Genomic DNA, 19,091 nt, shown 5'->3' with positions numbered 1-19,091 from the left:
TCAGCCCACGTCGAACACGGAGGACACGATGGGAAACCCGCTGAAGAAGACCATGGTGTACTTGGGCCTCGCCGATGAGGAAGAGGCCTACGAAGAGCAGGCCGCTCCAGCGCCCGCCCGTGCTCACCGTGACCGTGATCGCGATCGTGACCAGGATGACGTGGCGCCCGCGCCCGTGACTCCGTTGCGCCGCCCCGTCGCCGTCAAGCAGCCCGCTGCCGGTGCGGTGAACGAGATCCTCACCGTGCACCCCAAGCAGTACCGCGACGCGCAGCTGATCGCCGAGAGCTTCCGCGAGGGCGTGCCGGTGATCATCAATCTGTCGCAGATGAGCGACGCCGACGCGCGACGCCTGATCGATTTCGCCAGCGGACTCTCCCTCGGCCTGTACGGACGCATCGAGCGGGTCACCAGCAAGGTGTTCCTGCTCTCGCCCGAGAACATCGCCGTCTCCGGTCACGGTGGCATCGCAAGCGCAGACCCGGAGTCTGCGGGCTTCGACCAGTCCTGAGTCGTGGCCGTAGTCTCCTGGATCGCATCGATCGTCCACCTGGTCCTGCTGATCTACATCTTCGTGCTGTTCGCGAGACTGATCCTCGACTACATCCCGCTCTTCAACCGCGGATGGCGTCCCAAGGGTGCCGGTCTCGTCGCGGCTGAGGTCGTCTACACGGTCACCGATCCTCCTATTCGGCTGTTCCGACGCTTCATTCCTCCGCTGCGCATCGGCTCGCTGTCCCTGGATTTCGGGTTCACCTTCACGATTCTCGCCGTGCTGATCCTGATGGCGATCGTGAGGCAGTTCATCTGATCGGGGACTATGCTTGCACGGAGGTGCGCGCCCCGGGTTCGCGCCATATCAATACCGAGCCATGCTTCAGACACTGGCAACAGAACTCATCGAAAGAGGAGCCGAGAAAATGGCACTGACCCCGGATGACGTCGTCACCAAGCAGTTCCAGCACGTTCGATTCAAGGACGGTTTCGACCCGGACGAGGTCGATGACTTCCTGGACGAGATCGTCGTCGAGTGGCGCAAGGCCCTCGAGGAGAACGCCGAGCTGAAGGCGAAGCTCGCCGCGTACGAGTCCGGTGAGAAGCCGGCCGCAGAGTCCAAGCCCGCTGAGCAGGCTCCCGCTCCGGTCGTCGACGAGGTTCCCGCGCCTGTGGCCGCAGCCCCCGCACCCGCCATTCCGGCAGAGGTCGGTGCAGGCTCGACCACCGCCACCGCAGGCATCATCGAGCTCGCTCAGCGTCTGCACGACGAGCACGTCGCCGAGGGCGAGTCGAAGAAGAAGCAGCTCATCTCCGAGGCAGAGTCCGAGGTCGAGCGCATCCGCACCGAGGCTCAGGCCAAGCAGCGCGAGGAGTCCGCGCGACTCGAGCGCGAGCGCAACACGCTCGAGGCTCGTATCACCGAACTCCGCAACTTCGAGCGCGACTACCGCACGCAGTTGCGCGGCTACATCGAGGGGCAGCTCCGCGACCTCGACGAGAAGTCGACGTCGACGGACTCGACGCCGGTTTCGGCTATCGGGCTGTAGGTCACCTCTTTGCCCGGACGTCGTCCCATTCGTCGGTCGGCGGCCGGCATCATCGTCGCAGTGCTTGCGGCGCTGGTGCTGGCCGCCGATCAGTTTGTGAAGTACCTCACCGTCGAGAACCTGCCGCTTCAGGAGGTCGTGCCGGTTCTCGGTGACTTCCTGCAGCTGTACTTCATCCGCAACTCCGGTGCGGCGTTCTCGCTCGGCAGCGATGTGACGTGGATCTTCACGATCGCGCTCACCGTCGTCGCCGTGATCATCATCTGGAAGGCCACCGGCCTGAACTCGCGCATCTGGGCGATCGTGCTCGGCTGCCTGCTCGGCGGCGTTCTGGGCAACCTCACCGACCGGCTTCTTCGTGAGCCGGCGTTCGCCGTCGGTCACGTCGTCGACATGATCTCGATGCCCTGGATGATGCCGGCGATCTTCAACGTCGCCGACATCTTCATCGTGTGCGGCATGATCTCCGTCGCCCTGCTCGTGGTGCTCGGCATCCGTTTCGACGGCACGCGCGAGAAGGACCACGTCGCAGCTGCAGAAGCAGAGGTCGTGGACGGCGGTGCAGAGGTCGCCCGGAAGGACGCCTGATCGTGGAGTCTCGTTCGCTGCCCGTTCCTGACGGGCTCGACGGTGCACGGGTGGACGCCGCGCTGGCGAAGATGCTCGGCTTCTCACGAACCTTCGCCGCAGACGTCATCGCCGCCGGTGGCGTGCGGCTCGACGGGGCAGTTCTCGACAAGTCCGACAAACTCCGCGGTGGCGCCTGGCTCAACGTCGAATGGCAGCCCAAGCAGGAGCCGACCATCATCCCCGTCGAGGTGCCCGACCTGGGCATCGTGTACGACGACGACGACATCGTCGTCATCGACAAGCCGACGGGTGTGGCAGCGCATCCCTCGCTGGGCTGGGACGGACCCACGGTGCTCGGCGCCCTCGCCGGGGCAGGATTCCGCATCGCCACCAGCGGCGCGGCTGAGCGAGCGGGCATCGTCCATCGACTGGATGTCGGCACGAGCGGTCTCATGGTCGTCGCGAAGAGCGAGTCCGCATACACGGCTCTGAAGCACGCTTTCAAGGAGCGCACGGTCGAGAAGATCTATCACGCCGTCGTCCAGGGGCATCCCGACCCCCTCAGCGGCACCATCGACGCTCCGATCGGGCGGCATCCGAATCACTCGTGGAAGTTCGCCGTCGTCCCTGACGGCAAGCCGTCGGTGACGCACTACGAGACGATCGAGGCCTTCCCCGGCGCATCGCTGCTGGAGATCCACCTCGAGACCGGGCGCACCCACCAGATCCGCGTGCACATGGCTGCCCACCGGCATCCCTGCGTCGGCGACCCGCTGTACGGCGCGGACCCGACGTTGTCCGCCAGACTCGGTCTCACGCGGCAGTGGCTGCACGCGCACCAGCTCGCGTTCACGCACCCGGCCACAGGGGAGTGGGTGCAGTTCGAGTCCCCCTACCCGGCGGACTTCGTGCACGCGCTCGACGTGCTGCGCGGCGACTGACGGCTCAGCCGCTCACAGCTTCGACAGATCACAGGGCGCTGTCGCGCGCCGCTGCCATCGCACCGTCAAGAGTGCGGAGCAGGAACGCGACGAGCGCGGCGTCGTCGGCGAGATCGTCGGCGGCGACGCTCACGAAGACCTCCTCGGCGAAGGAGACCCACGCACGCAACGCCATCCGCACGGCTCGGGTGTCTGGTGCGCCGAGGTCCCCGAATGCCTCCCGCAGGTGCTCCGCATTGAGCGCTCGGGCCTCATCGACCAGCGCACGCACCGTCGGATCACCGCTTGCGGCGCCACGGACGAGTGACAGGAACGTGCCTCGGTGGTCGCGGACGAAGGTCGCGAAGCGCCGCAGCGTGTCGTCGATCCGTTCGCGCGGTGGCAGCTCAGGGCGCGGCGCGGTGGCCTGCAGCAGGCTGTCTCGCGCTGTGGTCACCACGGCACGATGCATGCCCTGCTTCGACTCGAAGTAGTGGAACAGCAGCGCCCGCGAGACGCCGGCGCGGCGTGCCAGCTCGTCCATCGAAAGCTCGTCGAGCGGATGATCCGCCAGGAAGTTCACGCCGACGACGAGGAGCTGCGTGCGGCGGTCCTCCGGTGTCAATCGGCTACGGCGTTCGTCGGGCATCGACCCAGCCTATCGATCCGCGCGACATGCGCCGCTCGTATTGACTCTGAGTCAATGAGGGTTATGCTCGAACACGCGCCGCCGAAGACGACGGCCTGACATAGGAGGATCGATGAAGTTCCCGTCACTCACGAAGTCCCACGCCGGTCGTATCACGCTCGCAGCGGTGCCGGTCGGCGCTGTCGCAGCGCTCCTCCTCGGCGGCGTCGCTCAGGGTGCGGTCCCCGTCTCCTTCGCCGTGTCGGGCAGCCAGTTCCAGATCTCCGCCAGCCAGCTCGAAGGCACCGGCTTCTCGCAGTACGCGGGCGTCGCCACCGACTCGGAGGGCGGCGAGCACACGGTCGCGATCGCCAACATCAAGAGTGCGACGCTGAGCGACCTGTGCCAGTCCGTCGTCACCGAGACTCCGCTGGGCAAGGTCGGTGTGCTCATCAAGGCCGGCGGCGGTGACAAGCCTGCCAGTGCATCCGACCTCCAGATCGGCATGACCGGTCTCGCGGGCGATGCCTCGTTCGGAAACATCCGCATCGGCGTCGACGCGTCGACCGTGACGACGGACGCCAAGGGCAGCGCCGGCGACTTCGCCCAGGACGCCGATACGGTGTCGATCGCGAACCTGCAGCAGACCGCGTGGAGCACTCAGGCCTCGGTGTTCACGCTGACCGGTATGACGCTCGAGCTGACTGACGGTTCGACCCCGTGCTTCTGACCGAGACGACCGCTGTGACGACTTCACGACGATCGGCTCGCAGCCGCCAGGGCAGGTTCTCGGCGTGGCGTCGCGAGCGGCCCTTCGTCGGCGGGCTGCTGACCGCCGTCGCCGGGATCGAGATGTTCTTCTCCGGGCAGCTCGACATCGGCCACCTGCACGTGCAGCTGGGCATCGAGGGCATGCAGGCGACTCTGATCCCCGTAGCGCTCGTCCTCCTCGGCATCCTTGCGGTCACGATGCCGGCGCATCACGTCTTCTACGGCATCCTCTCTCTCGCGGTCGGGCTGTACGCGCTGATCGGGGTGAATCTCGGCGGGTTCCTGATCGGGACGATCCTCGCCTGCGTGGGCGGTGTGCTGGTCGTCGCGTGGATGACGCCCGAAGCGAAGGCTGCGGCCAAAGCGCGCAGCGCGGCGCGACAGGAGGCAGCAGAGGGGAGCGCCGAGTGACATCCCGCAGACTGCGCGCCGGCGCCGTGATCGCGGCCCTGCTCATCACCGCACCCCTCGTCGTGAACGCGGCCCCCGCGCCGCGGTACACGGGATTCTGCGACTCGTTCCTGTCGTTCCTGTGCCCCAAGGAGGAGCCGGCGCCGGGCGAGACCACGCCACCCCCGACACCCGGTGTGCCGGACGTCCCCGGAGTGGTCGATGAGTTCGTCCCGGATGCCGATGCCCCCGCTGAGCCGGATGAGGCGGACCCCGACGCCGAGAAGACTCCCGTTCCCGCTCCTGTGGACGACGGTGCACCGGTCTTCGCCGGCATCCCTGCGTCGATGGGCGCCGGCGGACTCTCCTTCACCGGCCTTCGCGGTATCAGCATCGTCAGCGTCCCGACGGTGAACGGCGACCCCGTGCGCGCGTTGAAGATCGAGGCGGATTCCATCACGATCACCGGCTTCTCGCTCACCGTCCGCCCACCGGACGGCCCAGGGCTGGTGACCACTGCCGACACCATGTCCCTCAAGGGCAACGTGTCGGTGTATCTCGGATCGGTCACCGCGACCACGATCGGCGGAAAGGGCCTCACGCTGGGCCTGGATACCCCGCCGCCCCTCGGCGACGTGGAGCCTGGTCTGCTGAAGGTCTCGATGGGACTCGTCGGCACGATCGCGGACTCGATCCAGTACACGAACACCGATCAGAACATCGTCGCGGCGAAGTAGCGGGTGCGGCTGTCGGCGGCATCCGGCACACTGGCGGCATGAGCATCCAGGTGCGTCCGGCCACAGAGTTCGACGACGTCGCGGCGATCGTCGGGCCGACGAAGCCGACATCGAACGTGTGCTTCTGCCTGAGCTACCGACTGGGCTCGAAGGAGAACAACGCACTCCGCGGTCCCGAGCGAGCCGAACGCGTTCGAGAGCTGTGTCGATTGGATCCGCCGCCTGGGGTGGTCGCGTACCTCGGCGAGGAACCGGTCGGCTGGGCGGCGCTGCAGCCGCGGCGGAGCACGAGCTTCGCGACCAGCAGGCGGATCCCGCACATCGATGACCTCGACGTCTGGTCGCTCTGGTGTCTGCGGGTGCGACCGGGGCACCGGAAGCAGGGCATCATGCACGAGCTCGTGCGCGGCGCTGTCGCGTACGCCACGAAGCGCGGCGCACCTGCGGTCGAGGCGTACCCGGTCGACAACCGAGGTGAGAAAGTCGACATGACGATGATGTACGTCGGCACGAAGTCACTGTTCGAGAAAGCCGGCTTCACCCAGGCATCCGAGACGCAGTCCACGCTCGATGGCTTTCCTCGCGTGCTCATGCGGCTCGACCTGCGAAAGAATTCGTGAACCGGACTCGGCGCCGTGCTCATTCGCTCGCGCGGCACTCCTTGGCACGCGCGGCATCGATATCTACAGCGTTTGCGAACAAGTGCAGCGCGAACGGAGCGGGTAGTCCAGTTGGGTGAGGGACGCGCATGCTCGCCGGGCGCCGGTGTCCGGGCCCCGACGTAGACTCGAACACGTGGCATCCGACTCCTTCGTTCACCTTCACGTTCACAGCGAATACTCGATGTTGGACGGTGCAGCGAAGATCAATGCGATGACCCAGGCGGCCGCCGATTACGGCATGCCGGCCATCGCGGTCACCGATCACGGCAACACCTTTGCAGCCTTCGAGTTCTACAACGCGGCGAAGAACGCCGGCGTCAAGCCGATCATCGGGCTCGAGGCCTATGTGACCCCCGGTACGCATCGCAGCGAAAAGACGCGAGTCGCGTGGGGCTCGCCGGACCAGAAGAGCGACGACGTCTCCGGTTCCGGTGCGTACACCCACACGACGATGTGGAGTCAGAGCACCGAGGGGATGCACAACCTGTTCCGATTGAGCTCGCTGTCGAGTCTCGAGGGCTACTACTTCAAGCCGCGCATGGACCGCGAGCTGCTGCAGAAGTACTCCAAGGGATTGATCGCGACCACCGGCTGCCCATCCGGCGAGATTCAGACTCGACTGCGACTCGGGCAGTACGACGCGGCACGCGCCGCAGCCGCGGAGTTCCAGGACATCTTCGGCAAGGAGAACTACTTCGCCGAGATCATGGATCACGGCCTCTCGATCGAGCGGCGGGTGATCAACGATCTGCTCAAGATCTCCAAGGATCTGAACATCCCCCTGGTGGCGACGAACGATTCGCACTACACGCATCAGCACGAAGCCGATGCCCACGCAGCGCTGCTGTGCGTGCAGTCGGGGTCGACCATGGACGACCCGAACCGGTTCAAGTTCGACGGCGACGGCTACTACATCAAGACGGCGCAGGAGATGCGTCAGATGTTCCGCGATCACCCCGAGGCGTGCGACAACACGCTGCTGATCGCCGAGCGGTGCGAGGTCGAGTTCAACACCTCGGCGAACTACATGCCCCGGTTCCCCGTGCCGGACGGTGAGACCGAGGACAGCTGGCTCATCAAGGAGGTCGAGACCGGCCTGCACTACCGCTACCCGAACGGCATCCCCGACAAGGTGCGCAAGCAGGCCGAGTACGAGACCGGCATCATCCTGCAGATGGGATTCCCCGGGTACTTCCTCGTCGTCGCCGACTTCATCAACTGGGCGAAGGACAACGGCATCCGCGTCGGCCCAGGGCGAGGTTCCGGTGCAGGATCCATGGTCGCGTACGCCATGAAGATCACCGACCTCGACCCGCTCGAGCACGGCCTGATCTTCGAGCGATTCCTGAACCCCGACCGCGTCTCGATGCCCGACTTCGACGTCGATTTCGACGACCGTCGCCGCGGCGAGGTCATCGACTACGTGACCGAGAAGTACGGCTCCGAGCGCGTGGCTCAGATCGTCACTTACGGCACGATCAAGTCGAAGCAGGCCCTGAAGGATGCCGGACGCGTGCTGGGCTTTCCCTTCAGCATGGGTGAGCGGCTGACCAAGGCGATGCCGCCGCCCGTGATGGGCAAGGACATGCCTCTGGACGGAATGTTCGACTCCGCCCACTCGCGGTACAAGGAGGCGAGCGAGTTCCGCGCCCTCATCGAGACCGACCCCGAGGCGAAGACGGTCTTCGACCGCGCGCTGGGCCTCGAGGGCCTGAAGCGCCAGTGGGGTGTGCACGCGGCCGGCGTGATCATGTCGTCCGAGCCGCTGCTCGACATCATCCCGATCATGAAGCGCGAGCAGGACGGCCAGATCGTCACGCAGTTCGACTACCCGTCGTGCGAGTCGCTGGGCCTCATCAAGATGGACTTCCTGGGGCTCCGCAACCTCACGATCATCTCCGACGCGCTCGACAACATCCGCATGAACCGCGGCGAGGAGGTCGACCTCGAACACCTGGAACTCGACGACCGGCCGTCATACGACCTGCTCTCGCGCGGTGACTCGCTGGGCGTGTTCCAGCTCGACGGCGGGCCCATGCGCTCGCTGATGCGGCTCATGAAGCCAGACAACTTCGGTGACATCTCGGCCCTCATCGCCCTGTACCGACCGGGTCCGATGGGCGCCAACTCGCACACCAACTACGCGTTGCGCAAGAACGGCCTGCAGCCGATCACGCCCATCCATCCCGAGCTCGAAGAACCGCTGAAGGACATCCTCGAGGAGTCGTACGGCCTCATCATCTACCAGGAGCAGGTGATGGCGATCGCGCAGAAGGTCGCGGGGTTCACCCTCGGCCAGGCAGATATTCTGCGCCGAGCGATGGGCAAGAAGAAGAAGTCAGAGCTCGACAAGCAGTACGAGGGCTTCTCCGGCGGCATGAAGGAGCGCGGCTACGGCGAGGCCGCGGTCAAGGCCCTGTGGGACATCCTGCTGCCCTTCTCGGACTACGCCTTCAACAAAGCCCACTCCGCCGCGTACGGACTCGTGTCGTACTGGACCGCCTATCTGAAGTCGCACTACCCCGCCGAGTACATGGCGGCGCTGCTCACCAGCGTCGGCGACTCCAAGGACAAGATGGCGATCTACCTGAACGAGTGCCGCCGCATGGGCATCAGAGTGCTGCCGCCGGACGTTCGCGAATCGATCAACTTCTTCGCCGCCGTCGGTGAGGACATCCGCTTCGGCCTCGGCGCCGTGCGGAACGTCGGCAGCAACGTCGTCGACGGCATCGTCGGTGCGCGCGAGAAGGAGAACTTCGACTCCTTCCACGACTTCCTCAAGAAGGTGCCGCTGCACGTCTCGAACAAGCGCACCGTCGAGTCGCTGATCAAGGCCGGTGCGTTCGACTCGATGGGCGACACCCGGCGTGCGCTCATGGAGATCCACGAGGACGCCACCGAGGCCGCCGTCGACCAGAAGCGCAACGAGGCCCAGGGTGCGATCGGCTTCGACTTCGACAGCCTCTACGACGCGCACGAGGAGGCACCGCCGGCGAAGGTGCCCGAGCGCCCGGAGTGGACCAAGAAGGACAAGCTCGCCTTCGAGCGCGAGATGCTCGGCCTGTACGTCTCCGACCACCCGCTCGCCGGTCTCGAGGTGCCACTCGCCAAGCACGCGTCGATCTCGATCCACAACCTGCTCGCATCGGAAGACCTGCAGGACGGCGATCAGGTCACCGTCGCCGGCCTCGTCACCAGCGTGCAGCACCGCGTGGCGAAGGCCAGCGGCAACCCGTACGGCATGATCACCGTCGAGGATTTCAACGGCGAGGTGACGGTCATGTTCATGGGCAAGACCTACACCGAGTTCCAGCACGTGCTGCAGCAGGACGCCATCCTCGCGGTGCGCGGTCGGGTCTCCCGACGAGACGACGGCCTGAACCTGCATGCGCAGTCGGCGTTCGCTCCGGACGTCGGATCGTTCGATGCGGCAGGTCCCCTGTCGCTGGTGCTCGCCGAGCAGCGCGCCACCGAGAACGTGATGAACGACCTCGCCGACGTGCTGCGGCGGCACAACGGCGACACGGAGGTCGTGCTGCGAGTGCACCGCGGGCAGACCGCCAAGGTGTTCGACGTCCCGATGCCCGTGAAGGTCTCTGCAGACCTGTTCGGAGACCTCAAGTCGTTGCTCGGACCCACCTGTCTCGGGTGAGTCAGGTCAGTCGAGCAGGGCAGGTCTGCCCCGGGTGAGACCCCGCGGCCTCGGGTAGGGTAGGGACTCATGAGTACGGACGCACCTGAAGAGCTTTTCTCCGAGGACGAAGGCGTGCTTTACGCCGAACAGGTCACCCCCCAGCACGGGATCCTCGGATTCACATTGCGTGAGCTGCTCATCGTCACGGCATGGCTGATCGCGTTCGTGACGTCCTTCTTCCCGGTTGCGGGAGGCTCGACGCTGTGGATGCAAGGCGTCAGCTGGCTGCTCCCGCTCGGCATTCCAACTGCAGCGGTCTTCCTTCTCGTGCTGCGACGCTTCTCGCCCGAGGGCATCCGCCGTGTCGGGTCTCTCGGCATCGACCAGTTCGCGTCCGTCGCGTTCTCCGTCGGCGCGGTGTGGTGGTTGGCGGCCGTCTGGGCGGAAATCGCGATCGTGACTCAGACCGGCGTGCCGACGCGCGCCTGGCTGCTGTGGGTGCAGCTTGCCGCGATGCTCGTGCTCGTCGTCCTCACCGTGTTCGCGCCGTTCATCCCCGGGATCCGCGACGACTTCCGCGGTCGCCTCATCACGCTCGCCCACCGCAGCGCCAACCCCGTGCGCCCCGTCGCAGCCCAGCCCCGTGCCGAGCGCGTCCAGCCGGTGTCGGAGCCAGCCGCAGCCGTCGCGGGCAGCGACGACACGAGCGATCACACGGCCGACGAGACGCTCGACGCAGAGATGCTCGACGCTGAGACATCCAGCGCCGAGACCTCGCGCGCCGACGAGATCATCGATGAAGACCACATCGATGACACGACGCACGAGACCGTGACGCAGCCCGCTGCCGAGAGCATCCCGCTCAGCGATCACGCCTCAGGTGGAGAGCTCGGGGCCGTGCCTGAACTGGATGACGACTACGTCCCCGGGTACCTGCGCTCTTCGCGGGGCGAGACGCAAGCTGCCGACGTCGCCACTGCGGATGAGCCATTCCAGCCGTTCTGGGCGCTGGCGCCCACCGAGCGCGACGTCTTCGACGAACGAGGCGAGTCGCTGTTCCGCATCGGTCCTGATGCGTGGGCTCTCGTCATCGAGGACCGCGGCGGAGCCTACGTCGTGCGCCACGACGACGGACGCATCGGCTACCTGCACGACATCGCTGACATCACGAAGGGCTGACGTGCGCACCATTGATCTGCGAGGGCGGGAGCTCTCGCCGGCGGACATGCTCGCCGCCGTCCCGCGCGCCGCTCAGGCGCGCGCCGAAGCGCTCGAGACCGCGGCGCGGATCGTCGACGACGTCCGCACCGGGGGAGAGGCCGCTCTTCGAACCCAGGCCGACAAGTTCGACCGTGTGTCCGGGCACGAGATCCGAGTGCCGGCGAGCCACATCCAGGATGCCGTCACCGCTCTCGCGCCCGAGATCCGCGCGGCGCTGGAAGAGGCGATCCGTCGGGTTCGTCAGGCATCCGCCGCTCAGGTGCCCGAGACTCGGGTGACCCGGATCGGTGACGGCGCGCTCATCACGCAGCGCTGGCAGCCGGTGAGCCGCGTCGGCGTCTACATTCCCGGCGGCAAGGCCGTGTACCCGTCCAGCGTGATCATGAACGTGGTGCCGGCACAAGTCGCCGGCGTTCAGCAGATCGCCCTGGCCTCCCCCGCGCAGGAGGACCAGGACGGACGCGTTCACCCCGTGATCCTCGCGGCCGCGGGTCTGCTCGGCATCACCGAGGTGTACGCCATGGGCGGCGCCGGGGCCATCGGGGCGTTCGCTCACGGGGTCGCCGGCCTCGGGCTCGATCCGGTCGATGTCGTCTCCGGCCCTGGCAACAACTACGTCGCCTCCGCGAAGCGTGCCGTCGCCGGCGTCGTCGGCACGGACTCGGAAGCAGGTGCGACCGAGATCCTGATCGTCGCAGACAGCTCAGCGGATGCTCGGCTCATCGCAGCCGACCTCGTGAGCCAGGCCGAGCACGACGAGCAGGCGTCCGCTGTTCTCGTCACCGACGACGAAGCTCTCGCCGAGCGCGTCGCCGCCGAGGTCGTCCGGTTCGCGGCATCCACGAAGCACGCACAGCGCGTCGGCGTCTCACTGGCCGGAGAGCAGTCGGCGATCGTCCTCGTGGACGACCGCGCCATGGCCGCCGCGTTCAGCAACGCGTACGCCCCCGAGCACCTCGAACTGCACCTCGAAGATGCGAGCGAGGCGGCATCCGACTTCACCAGCGCCGGCGCCATCTTCGTCGGCGACCAGACCCCGGTGAGCCTCGGCGACTACATGGCCGGCAGCAACCACGTCCTGCCGACCGGCGGACAGGCGCGCTACGCGCCCGGCCTCGGCGCCTACACGTTCCTCCGCCCGCAGCAGATCATCTCGTACGATCACGCGGCCCTCGCCGCGGTGCGCGAGGGCGTCGTGGCGCTGGCCAACACCGAGGTCCTGCCCGCCCACGGCGAGGCCATCGAAGCGCGCTTCCAGGAACCGGAAGAGCGAACGACTACGCTGTAACACCATGCACTGCCCGTTCTGCCGCCACCCCGATTCCCGCGTGATCGATTCGCGCACCAGCGATGACGGGCTGTCGATCCGCAGGCGCAGGCAATGTCCGGAATGCGGTGGACGCTTCACCACCACCGAGACCGCGAGCCTGAACGTGATCAAGCGCTCCGGCGTCATGGAGCCGTTCAGCCGCGAGAAGGTCATCGCCGGTGTCCGCAAGGCCTGCCAGGGGCGCCCGGTCACCGAAGCCGACTTCGCGATCCTCGCGCAGCGCGTCGAGGAGGCCGTGCGTCAGACCGGCGTCTCCCAGCTCGATGCCAACGAGATCGGGCTCGCGATCCTCGGTCCGCTCCGCGATCTCGACGAGGTCGCCTACCTCCGGTTCGCGAGCGTCTACCAGGCGTTCGACTCGCTCGAGGATTTCGAGAGCGCGATCACCGATCTGCGCGCCGACCACGCCGGGGCAGAGCCGAAGAGCGCCGACCGGTAATCTGGCAGGGATGTATCCCCTCCTCTTCCGCGCCGTCCTGTCGCGCTTCGACCCCGAGTTCGCTCACCACGCCGGCATGGCCGTGATCCGGGTTCTCGGCGTCCCGCCGTTCTCCTGGGCGACCCGCGCGCTGTGCGCGCCCGCCTCCGGTCATCAGGTGTCGGCGCTGGGGCTCACGTTCGACTCGCCCTTCGGCGTCGCGGCCGGGTTCGACAAGAACGCCGTCGGTGTCCGAGGCCTCGCCGCGCTCGGCTTCGGGCATGTGGAGATCGGAACGGTCACCGCGATCCCGCAGGACGGCAATCCGAAGCCGCGGCTGTTCCGCCTCGTGCCCGATCGAGCGGTGATCAACCGGATGGGCTTCAACAACGCCGGTGCGGACGCTGCCGCGAAGCGTCTCGCGAAGCTGCGCCGCCGGCGCCCGAAGACCGTGATCGGCGTGAACATCGGGAAGAGCCGCGTGGTCGACGTCGAGAACGCCACGGCGGACTACGTCGAGAGCGCCACGAAGCTCGCACCGCTTGCGGACTACCTCGCCGTCAACGTGTCCTCTCCGAACACGCCAGGCCTGCGCGGTCTGCAAGCCGTCGAGACGCTCGCGCCGCTGCTGCGCGCAGTGAAGGATGCCGCCGGCTCCACGCCGCTGCTCGTCAAGATCGCTCCCGACCTTCCGGACGAGGAGATCGCGGCGATCGGGCGTCTCGCCGTGGCCGAAGGCCTCGACGGCATCATCGCGCACAACACCACGATCGGTCGCGACGGCCTGAAAACGGACGCTTCGGTCGTCGATGCCGCCGGCGCAGGCGGGCTGTCGGGCGCACCACTGCGCGAGCGTTCGATGCAGGTGCTGCGCGTGGTCCGTGAGGCGGTGCCGCGCGACTTCTGCGTGATCTCGGTCGGGGGAGTGGAGACGGCGTCCGACGTCGACGAACGACTGGATGCCGGCGCGACACTCGTCCAGGGCTACACGGCGTTCCTGTACCGCGGTCCGTTCTGGGCGCGGCAGATCAACCGCGGGCTCAAGCGGGGCGCTGTCCGCGCTTGACCTGCGGCTTGGGCAGGCGCATGAAGCGCATCTGCAGCGAACGCATCGCCGCATACCAGCCGAGGCCCTTCTCGAGCCGTTCCTTGCCGAACTTCGCAGCGGCCTTCTTCTTCACCCTGGCGCCGAGCACGACCATGTCGATCACGGCGAGGATGATGAAGATCCACAGGCCGACGAATGCGTAGAACGAGAACGTGGGGTCCGGGACGAGCGAGACGAGGATGACGATGACCATCAGAGCCATCACCCACTCGGACAGGTGCCAGCCGGCGTCCACGTAGTCCCGCACCCAGCGGCGCTGCGGACCCTTGTCGCGCGGCGGCAGGTACTTGTCGTCACCAGCGGCCATTCCGGCCTGAGCGCGCTCGCGCTGCTCGCGCAACTGGGCACGCGCGGCGGCCTTCGCCTCTTTGGTGTCTGCCACCAGAGGGCGGCGGCGAGCAGCGACCTGCTCGGCGCGGCTCGGAGTCGGCCGTCCCTTGCCGACGCCCGGCTTCTCGGCGGACTCGTCGTTCGGCGATGGGGTGGAAGCGGCCACGGGACTCCTCGGCTCAAAATCGGGTGAAGCCTTAAGATTACTCGCATGACCTCCGAGCCGAGCGACACTGTGCGCCCCACCGCCGATCCCGCCGTCGAATCCGCTGTCGCAGAAGCCGTGGCGACCGGCATCCCGAGTGCTCTGGCCGACCTCGGCGACCTCGTCCGGATTCCCGGCATCGCATGGCCCTCGTTCGATCAGACGCAGCTCCAGCGGAGCGCCGAGCATGTGGCGCAGCTCGCCGAGGGCACCGGCGTCTTCGACGAGGTGCGCGTGCTTCGCGCGGCGATACCCGGTACCGATGAGCTCGGTCAGCCCGCTGTGCTCGCCACTCGTGCGGCGCGAGGCGGCAAGCCGACGATCCTGCTCTACGCGCACCATGACGTTCAGCCTCCCGGTGACGACGCGCTCTGGGAGACCCCGCCGTTCGAGCCCACCGTTCGCGACGGCCGTCTCTACGGCCGTGGCGCAGCGGACGACAAAGCCGGCATCATGACGCACATCGCATCGCTGCGCGCCGTGCGCGAGACTCTCGGCGATGACCTCGACCTGGGCGTCTCGCTCTTCATCGAGGGGGAGGAGGAGTACGGTTCCCGCTCGTTCGCGCAGTTCCTCAGCGACAACGCCGACGCTCTGCGGGCCGATGCCATCGTCGTCGCCGACTCCGGCAACTGGGATTCCACGACGCCCGGTCTCACCGTCTCGCTGCGAGGCAACGCGCGCTTCACGATGAAGGTCAGGACGCTCGACCACGCCTCGCACTCCGGAATGTTCGGCGGCGCGGTCCCCGACGCCATGATGGCCACGGTTCGGCTGCTGTCCACGTTGTGGGACGACGAAGGCGCCGTCGCCGTCGAGGGCATGACCGAGCGCGACGCGCCGACGCCGGAGTACAACGAGGAGACGCTGCGCGACGAGGCAGGACTGCTCCCCGGCAGCTCGCCCATCGGGCGCGACAGCATCCTCAGCCGGATCTGGAACAAGCCGTCCGTCACGGTCATCGGCATCGACGCGACCAGTGTGGCATCGGCATCCAACACGCTCCTCCCGGAGGTGACCGTCGTCATCAGTGCACGTGTCGCTCCGGGGCAGACCGGGGAAGAGGCGTACGCAGCCCTGGAGAAGCACCTCCGCGCCCATGCGCCGTTCGGCGCTGAGCTCACGTTCTCGGACGCGGATCTCGGCAACGGATTCCTCGTCGACACGAGCGGATGGGCAGTCGGGCTCGCTCGCCAGGCGATGGCGGACGGATACGGGGTCGAGCCCGTCGATCTCGGGGTCGGCGGATCGATCCCGTTCATCGCAGACCTCGTCAGGGAGTTCCCCGAAGCGCAGATCCTCGTCACGGGTGTCGAGGACCCGCACTCGCGCGCGCACAGCCCGAACGAATCCCTGCACCTGGACACATTCCGCCACGCCATCGGCACCGAGGCGCTGCTGCTGACGCGAATGAACACCGTCACGCGCTGACCGGCCCCCATCCAGGGCCCGGCGGTAGAATCGCAATACCAGTCGTGCGCATGCGCGACGAGTCACAAGGAGCGACATGAGCGACACAACCATCACTTCAGAGACCCAGACCGCCCACGGCGTCACCCTCACCGGCGCGGCCGCGACCAAGGTGAAGAACCTGCTCGAGCAGGAGGGCCGCGACGACCTCCGTCTGCGCGTCGCCGTGCAGCCGGGTGGATGCTCTGGTCTCATCTACCAGCTCTACTTCGACGAGCGCTACCTGGACGGTGACGAGACCGTCGAGTTCGACGGCGTCGAGGTCATCGTCGACAACATGAGCGTGCCGTACCTGGATGGCGCGTCCATCGATTTCAAGGACACGATCTCGGAGCAGGGCTTCACGATCGACAACCCGAACGCGGCCGGCAGCTGCGCCTGCGGCGACAGCTTCCACTGAACGACAGCCGTGTCCAGCCTGCGTGGTTGGCATGAATCAGGTGTGAGGTTGCCCTAGACTGGGGTAGCCCTGTCCGCGATCTTGAAAGGTGTATCGTGCCTTCGAAACGCCGCCTTCGTTGGGTCGCAGTTCCCGTGGGAATTGCGGCAGCCGTGGCCCTGGCGGGATGTTCTCCCACCGAGCTGCACGGATTCCTCCCGGGCTTCGTGGAAGACGGCACCGCCGCCACGAACCAGACCGACCGTGTCGCGTCGCTCTGGGTCAACTCGTGGATCGTGCTTCTCGCGGTCGGCGTGATCACCTGGGGTCTGATGGGCTGGGCTGCGATCGCCTACCGTCGCCGCAAGGGGCAGACCGGTCTTCCGGTCCAGATGCGCTACAACATGCCCATCGAGATCTTCTACACGGTGATCCCGCTGATCCTCGTGATGGGAATGTTCTTCTTCACCGCTCGCGACCAGGCGGAGATCGAGACCCAGTGGGGCGACGACGCCGACGTCGAGATCACCGCGATCGGCAAGCAGTGGGCGTTCGACTTCATGTACGCCGGCGAAGACGACGACCTGTCCGACGCCGTGTGGACCATGGGGATCCAGGCGCAGCCTGACGCTCAGGGCAACGTCGACAAGGAAGAGCTGCCCACGCTGGTGCTCCCGGTCGACCAGAAGGTGCACATCAGCCTGCAGTCGCGCGATGTCATCCACTCGTTCTGGATCATCGACTTCCTCTACAAGAAGGACATGTACATCGGGAAGGACAACTCCTGGTCCTTCATCCCGACCCGTGTCGGCGAGTACGACGGCAAGTGCGCTGAGCTCTGCGGCGAATACCACTCGATGATGCTCTTCAACGTCAAGGTGGTCGAGCAGGACGAGTACGACGCCTACCTCGAGACGCTCCGCGACGAGGGCAACACCGGCGACATCAACAACGCCTACGACCGCCTCGGCAACCTGCCCGGTACGGGTGCGCCTGGGACGGACTCCGAGGAAGAGGGAGAGTAATCCTCATGACTACCACTGAGGCACCCGGCCAGACCGCTGGCGCTCGCCCCACCGCGATCCCGGCCCGTCAGGCCGCGCTGCTCAGCTCGTCCCGTACGGAGCAGAAGGGCAACATCGTCGTCAAGTGGCTGACCTCCACTGACCACAAGACCATCGGGTACATGTACCTGATCACCTCGGTGCTGTTCTTCCTGCTCGGCGGTGTGATGGCGCTCGTCATCCGTGCTGAGCTGTTCGCCCCCGGGATGCAGATCGTCCCGACCAAGGAGCAGTACAACCAGCTGTTCACGATGCACGGCACGATCATGCTGCTGATGTTCGCGACGCCGTTGTTCGCCGGATTCGCGAACGCGATCCTCCCGCTGCAGCTCGGCGCACCGGACGTCGCGTTCCCGCGACTGAACGCCTTCGCATTCTGGCTGTTCGGGTTCGGTTCGATCATCGCCGTCGCCGGCTTCCTCACCCCGCAGGGTGCCGCGGCCTTCGGATGGTTCGCCTACCAGCCGCTCGCCAACGCCTCGTTCTCGCCGGGTGCCGGTGGAAACCTGTGGATGGTCGGACTCGGCATGTCCGGTTTCGGCACGATCCTCGGTGCGGTGAACTTCATCACCACGATCATCACCATGCGTGCACCGGGTATGACGATGTGGCGCATGCCGATCTTCTCGTGGAACACGCTGATCACCAGCCTCCTCATCCTGATGGCCTTCCCCGTGCTGGCCGCGGCGATCTTCGCCGCCGCAGCGGACCGCATCCTCGGCGCTCACGTCTACGACCCGGCGAACGGCGGTGTGCTGCTGTGGCAGCACCTGTTCTGGTTCTTCGGCCACCCGGAGGTGTACATCATCGCGCTGCCGTTCTTCGGCATCGTGTCCGAGGTGTTCCCGGTCTTCAGCCGCAAGCCGATCTTCGGTTACAAGACGCTCGTCTACGCGACGATCGCGATCGCCGCACTGTCCGTCGCTGTCTGGGCGCACCACATGTACGTCACCGGCTCCGTGCTGCTGCCGTTCTTCGCCCTGATGACCATGCTCATCGCTGTGCCGACCGGCGTGAAGATCTTCAACTGGATCGGAACGCTCTGGCGAGGATCCGTCACGTTCGAGACGCCGATGGTGTTCGCGCTGGGCTTCCTCGTGTCGTTCGTCTTCGGTGGTCTGACCGGTGTCATCCTCGCGTCGCCGCCGCTCGACTTCCACCTCAGCGACTCGTACTTCGTCGTCGCCCACTTCCACTACGTGGTGTTCGGAACCGTCGTGTTCGCGATGTTCTCGGGCTTCTACTTCTGGTGGCCGAAATGGACCGGCCGAATGCTCAACGAGCGCCTCGGTTACGTGCACTTCTGGATGCTGTTCGTCGGCTTCCACATGACGTTCCTCATTCAGCACTGGCTGGGCGTCGACGGCATGGTGCGTCGCTACGCGGACTACTCGGCTGCCGATGGCTGGACCTGGGGCAACCAGGTCTCCACGATCGGTGCGATCATCCTCGGTGCGTCGATGCTGCCGTTCTTCCTGAACGTCTGGATCACCGCCCGCAAGGCGCCGAAGGTCACGGTCAACGACCCGTGGGGCTACGGCGGTTCGCTCGAGTGGGCGACCAGCTGCCCGCCGCCGCGTCACAACTTCACGTCGATCCCGCGCATCCGCAGCGAGCGGCCCGCGTTCGACCTGAACCACCCGGAGGCCGCAGAGCGCCCGGTGGCGGCCGAGCCGGCCGCGGCCGGTGCACACGGAGAGGCGAAGTAAG

At 66.6% G+C, this 19,091-nt stretch carries 20 protein-coding genes; 18 read left to right on the top strand and 2 right to left on the bottom strand.

Features of this window, described 5'->3' with window-relative positions:
- Nucleotides 1-28 precede the first annotated feature (28 nt).
- The 5 genes from sepF to LQZ87_RS08490 all read left to right on the top strand — a co-directional run bounded on the left by sepF (nt 29) and on the right by LQZ87_RS08490 (nt 3,055).
- Nucleotides 29-511 carry a cell division protein SepF gene (gene sepF, locus LQZ87_RS08510; RefSeq protein ID WP_230103034.1) on the top strand — a complete coding sequence of 161 codons (483 nt, stop codon included), beginning with the start codon at nt 29-31 and terminating at the stop codon, nt 509-511.
- 3 nt (nt 512-514) lie between these two features.
- Nucleotides 515-811, top strand: a complete 297-nt coding sequence (locus tag LQZ87_RS08505) for a YggT family protein (protein WP_230103033.1) — start codon at nt 515-517, stop codon at nt 809-811.
- A 109-nt stretch (nt 812-920) separates the two neighbouring features.
- On the top strand, nt 921-1,544 hold the full coding sequence (locus LQZ87_RS08500; protein WP_230103032.1) for a DivIVA domain-containing protein: 624 nt from the start codon (nt 921-923) through the stop codon (nt 1,542-1,544).
- Between the two features lie 9 nt (nt 1,545-1,553).
- Nucleotides 1,554-2,132, top strand: a complete 579-nt coding sequence (gene lspA / locus LQZ87_RS08495) for a signal peptidase II (protein ID WP_230103031.1) — start codon at nt 1,554-1,556, stop codon at nt 2,130-2,132.
- Between the two features lie 2 nt (nt 2,133-2,134).
- Nucleotides 2,135-3,055, top strand: coding sequence for an RluA family pseudouridine synthase (locus LQZ87_RS08490; RefSeq protein ID WP_230103030.1), 921 nt, complete (start codon nt 2,135-2,137; stop codon nt 3,053-3,055).
- Between the two features lie 28 nt (nt 3,056-3,083).
- Here LQZ87_RS08490 and LQZ87_RS08485 read toward each other — a convergent pair whose 3' ends face one another.
- Nucleotides 3,084-3,683 (bottom strand): TetR/AcrR family transcriptional regulator, encoded by a 600-nt coding sequence (locus LQZ87_RS08485; RefSeq protein ID WP_230103029.1) that lies wholly within the window; start codon nt 3,681-3,683, stop codon nt 3,084-3,086.
- A gap of 112 nt (nt 3,684-3,795) precedes the next feature.
- Between LQZ87_RS08485 and LQZ87_RS08480 the strand changes: the two genes are divergently transcribed.
- The 9 genes from LQZ87_RS08480 (at nt 3,796) to LQZ87_RS08440 (ending at nt 13,891) form a co-directional block, all read left to right on the top strand.
- A complete protein-coding gene (locus LQZ87_RS08480; protein WP_230103028.1) occupies nt 3,796-4,392 on the top strand; it encodes a DUF6230 family protein in 597 nt (198 codons plus the stop codon).
- A gap of 14 nt (nt 4,393-4,406) precedes the next feature.
- Complete coding sequence (locus LQZ87_RS08475) at nt 4,407-4,844, top strand: DUF6114 domain-containing protein (protein WP_230103027.1); 438 nt, start codon at nt 4,407-4,409, stop codon at nt 4,842-4,844.
- Entirely contained in the window at nt 4,841-5,560 is a 720-nt protein-coding gene (locus LQZ87_RS08470) for a hypothetical protein (RefSeq protein WP_230103026.1), read from the top strand. The genes LQZ87_RS08475 and LQZ87_RS08470 overlap by 4 nt, the downstream gene beginning before the upstream one ends.
- Before the next feature lie 38 nt (nt 5,561-5,598).
- Complete coding sequence (locus tag LQZ87_RS08465; protein ID WP_230103025.1) at nt 5,599-6,180, top strand: GNAT family N-acetyltransferase; 582 nt, start codon at nt 5,599-5,601, stop codon at nt 6,178-6,180.
- Nucleotides 6,181-6,355: 175 nt separating this feature from the next.
- Nucleotides 6,356-9,874 (top strand): DNA polymerase III subunit alpha, encoded by a 3,519-nt coding sequence (gene dnaE, locus LQZ87_RS08460; protein WP_290368257.1) that lies wholly within the window; start codon nt 6,356-6,358, stop codon nt 9,872-9,874.
- A 69-nt stretch (nt 9,875-9,943) separates the two neighbouring features.
- Nucleotides 9,944-11,035, top strand: a complete 1,092-nt coding sequence (locus LQZ87_RS08455) for a hypothetical protein (protein ID WP_230103024.1) — start codon at nt 9,944-9,946, stop codon at nt 11,033-11,035.
- Nucleotide 11,036: 1 nt separating this feature from the next.
- Nucleotides 11,037-12,365: a histidinol dehydrogenase gene (gene hisD, locus LQZ87_RS08450; protein ID WP_230103023.1), complete on the top strand. Its 1,329-nt coding sequence runs from the start codon at nt 11,037-11,039 to the stop codon at nt 12,363-12,365.
- A 4-nt stretch (nt 12,366-12,369) separates the two neighbouring features.
- A complete protein-coding gene (gene nrdR, locus LQZ87_RS08445; RefSeq protein WP_230103022.1) occupies nt 12,370-12,846 on the top strand; it encodes a transcriptional regulator NrdR in 477 nt (158 codons plus the stop codon).
- Nucleotides 12,847-12,856: 10 nt separating this feature from the next.
- On the top strand, nt 12,857-13,891 hold the full coding sequence (locus LQZ87_RS08440; RefSeq protein ID WP_230103021.1) for a quinone-dependent dihydroorotate dehydrogenase: 1,035 nt from the start codon (nt 12,857-12,859) through the stop codon (nt 13,889-13,891).
- Here LQZ87_RS08440 and LQZ87_RS08435 read toward each other — a convergent pair.
- Nucleotides 13,866-14,429, bottom strand: a complete 564-nt coding sequence (locus LQZ87_RS08435) for a DUF3043 domain-containing protein (RefSeq protein WP_230103020.1) — start codon at nt 14,427-14,429, stop codon at nt 13,866-13,868. The genes LQZ87_RS08440 and LQZ87_RS08435 overlap by 26 nt on opposite strands.
- 45 nt (nt 14,430-14,474) lie before the next feature.
- Here LQZ87_RS08435 and LQZ87_RS08430 point away from each other — a divergent pair, with 45 nt between their 5' ends.
- From LQZ87_RS08430 to ctaD, 4 genes are all read left to right on the top strand, one after another.
- Nucleotides 14,475-15,899: a dipeptidase gene (locus LQZ87_RS08430; RefSeq protein ID WP_230103019.1), complete on the top strand. Its 1,425-nt coding sequence runs from the start codon at nt 14,475-14,477 to the stop codon at nt 15,897-15,899.
- A gap of 76 nt (nt 15,900-15,975) precedes the next feature.
- Nucleotides 15,976-16,338 (top strand): iron-sulfur cluster insertion protein ErpA, encoded by a 363-nt coding sequence (gene erpA / locus LQZ87_RS08425; protein WP_230103018.1) that lies wholly within the window; start codon nt 15,976-15,978, stop codon nt 16,336-16,338.
- Between the two features lie 95 nt (nt 16,339-16,433).
- Complete coding sequence (coxB, locus tag LQZ87_RS08420) at nt 16,434-17,342, top strand: cytochrome c oxidase subunit II (protein WP_230103017.1); 909 nt, start codon at nt 16,434-16,436, stop codon at nt 17,340-17,342.
- Between the two features lie 5 nt (nt 17,343-17,347).
- Nucleotides 17,348-19,090: a cytochrome c oxidase subunit I gene (gene ctaD, locus LQZ87_RS08415; protein WP_230103016.1), complete on the top strand. Its 1,743-nt coding sequence runs from the start codon at nt 17,348-17,350 to the stop codon at nt 19,088-19,090.
- Nucleotide 19,091 lies beyond the last annotated feature (1 nt).

The organism is Microbacterium sp. Bi121, assembly GCF_918698005.1.
In the GTDB taxonomy this organism is placed as follows: domain Bacteria; phylum Actinomycetota; class Actinomycetes; order Actinomycetales; family Microbacteriaceae; genus Microbacterium.
This window is presented reverse-complemented; position numbering and strand designations above follow the sequence as displayed.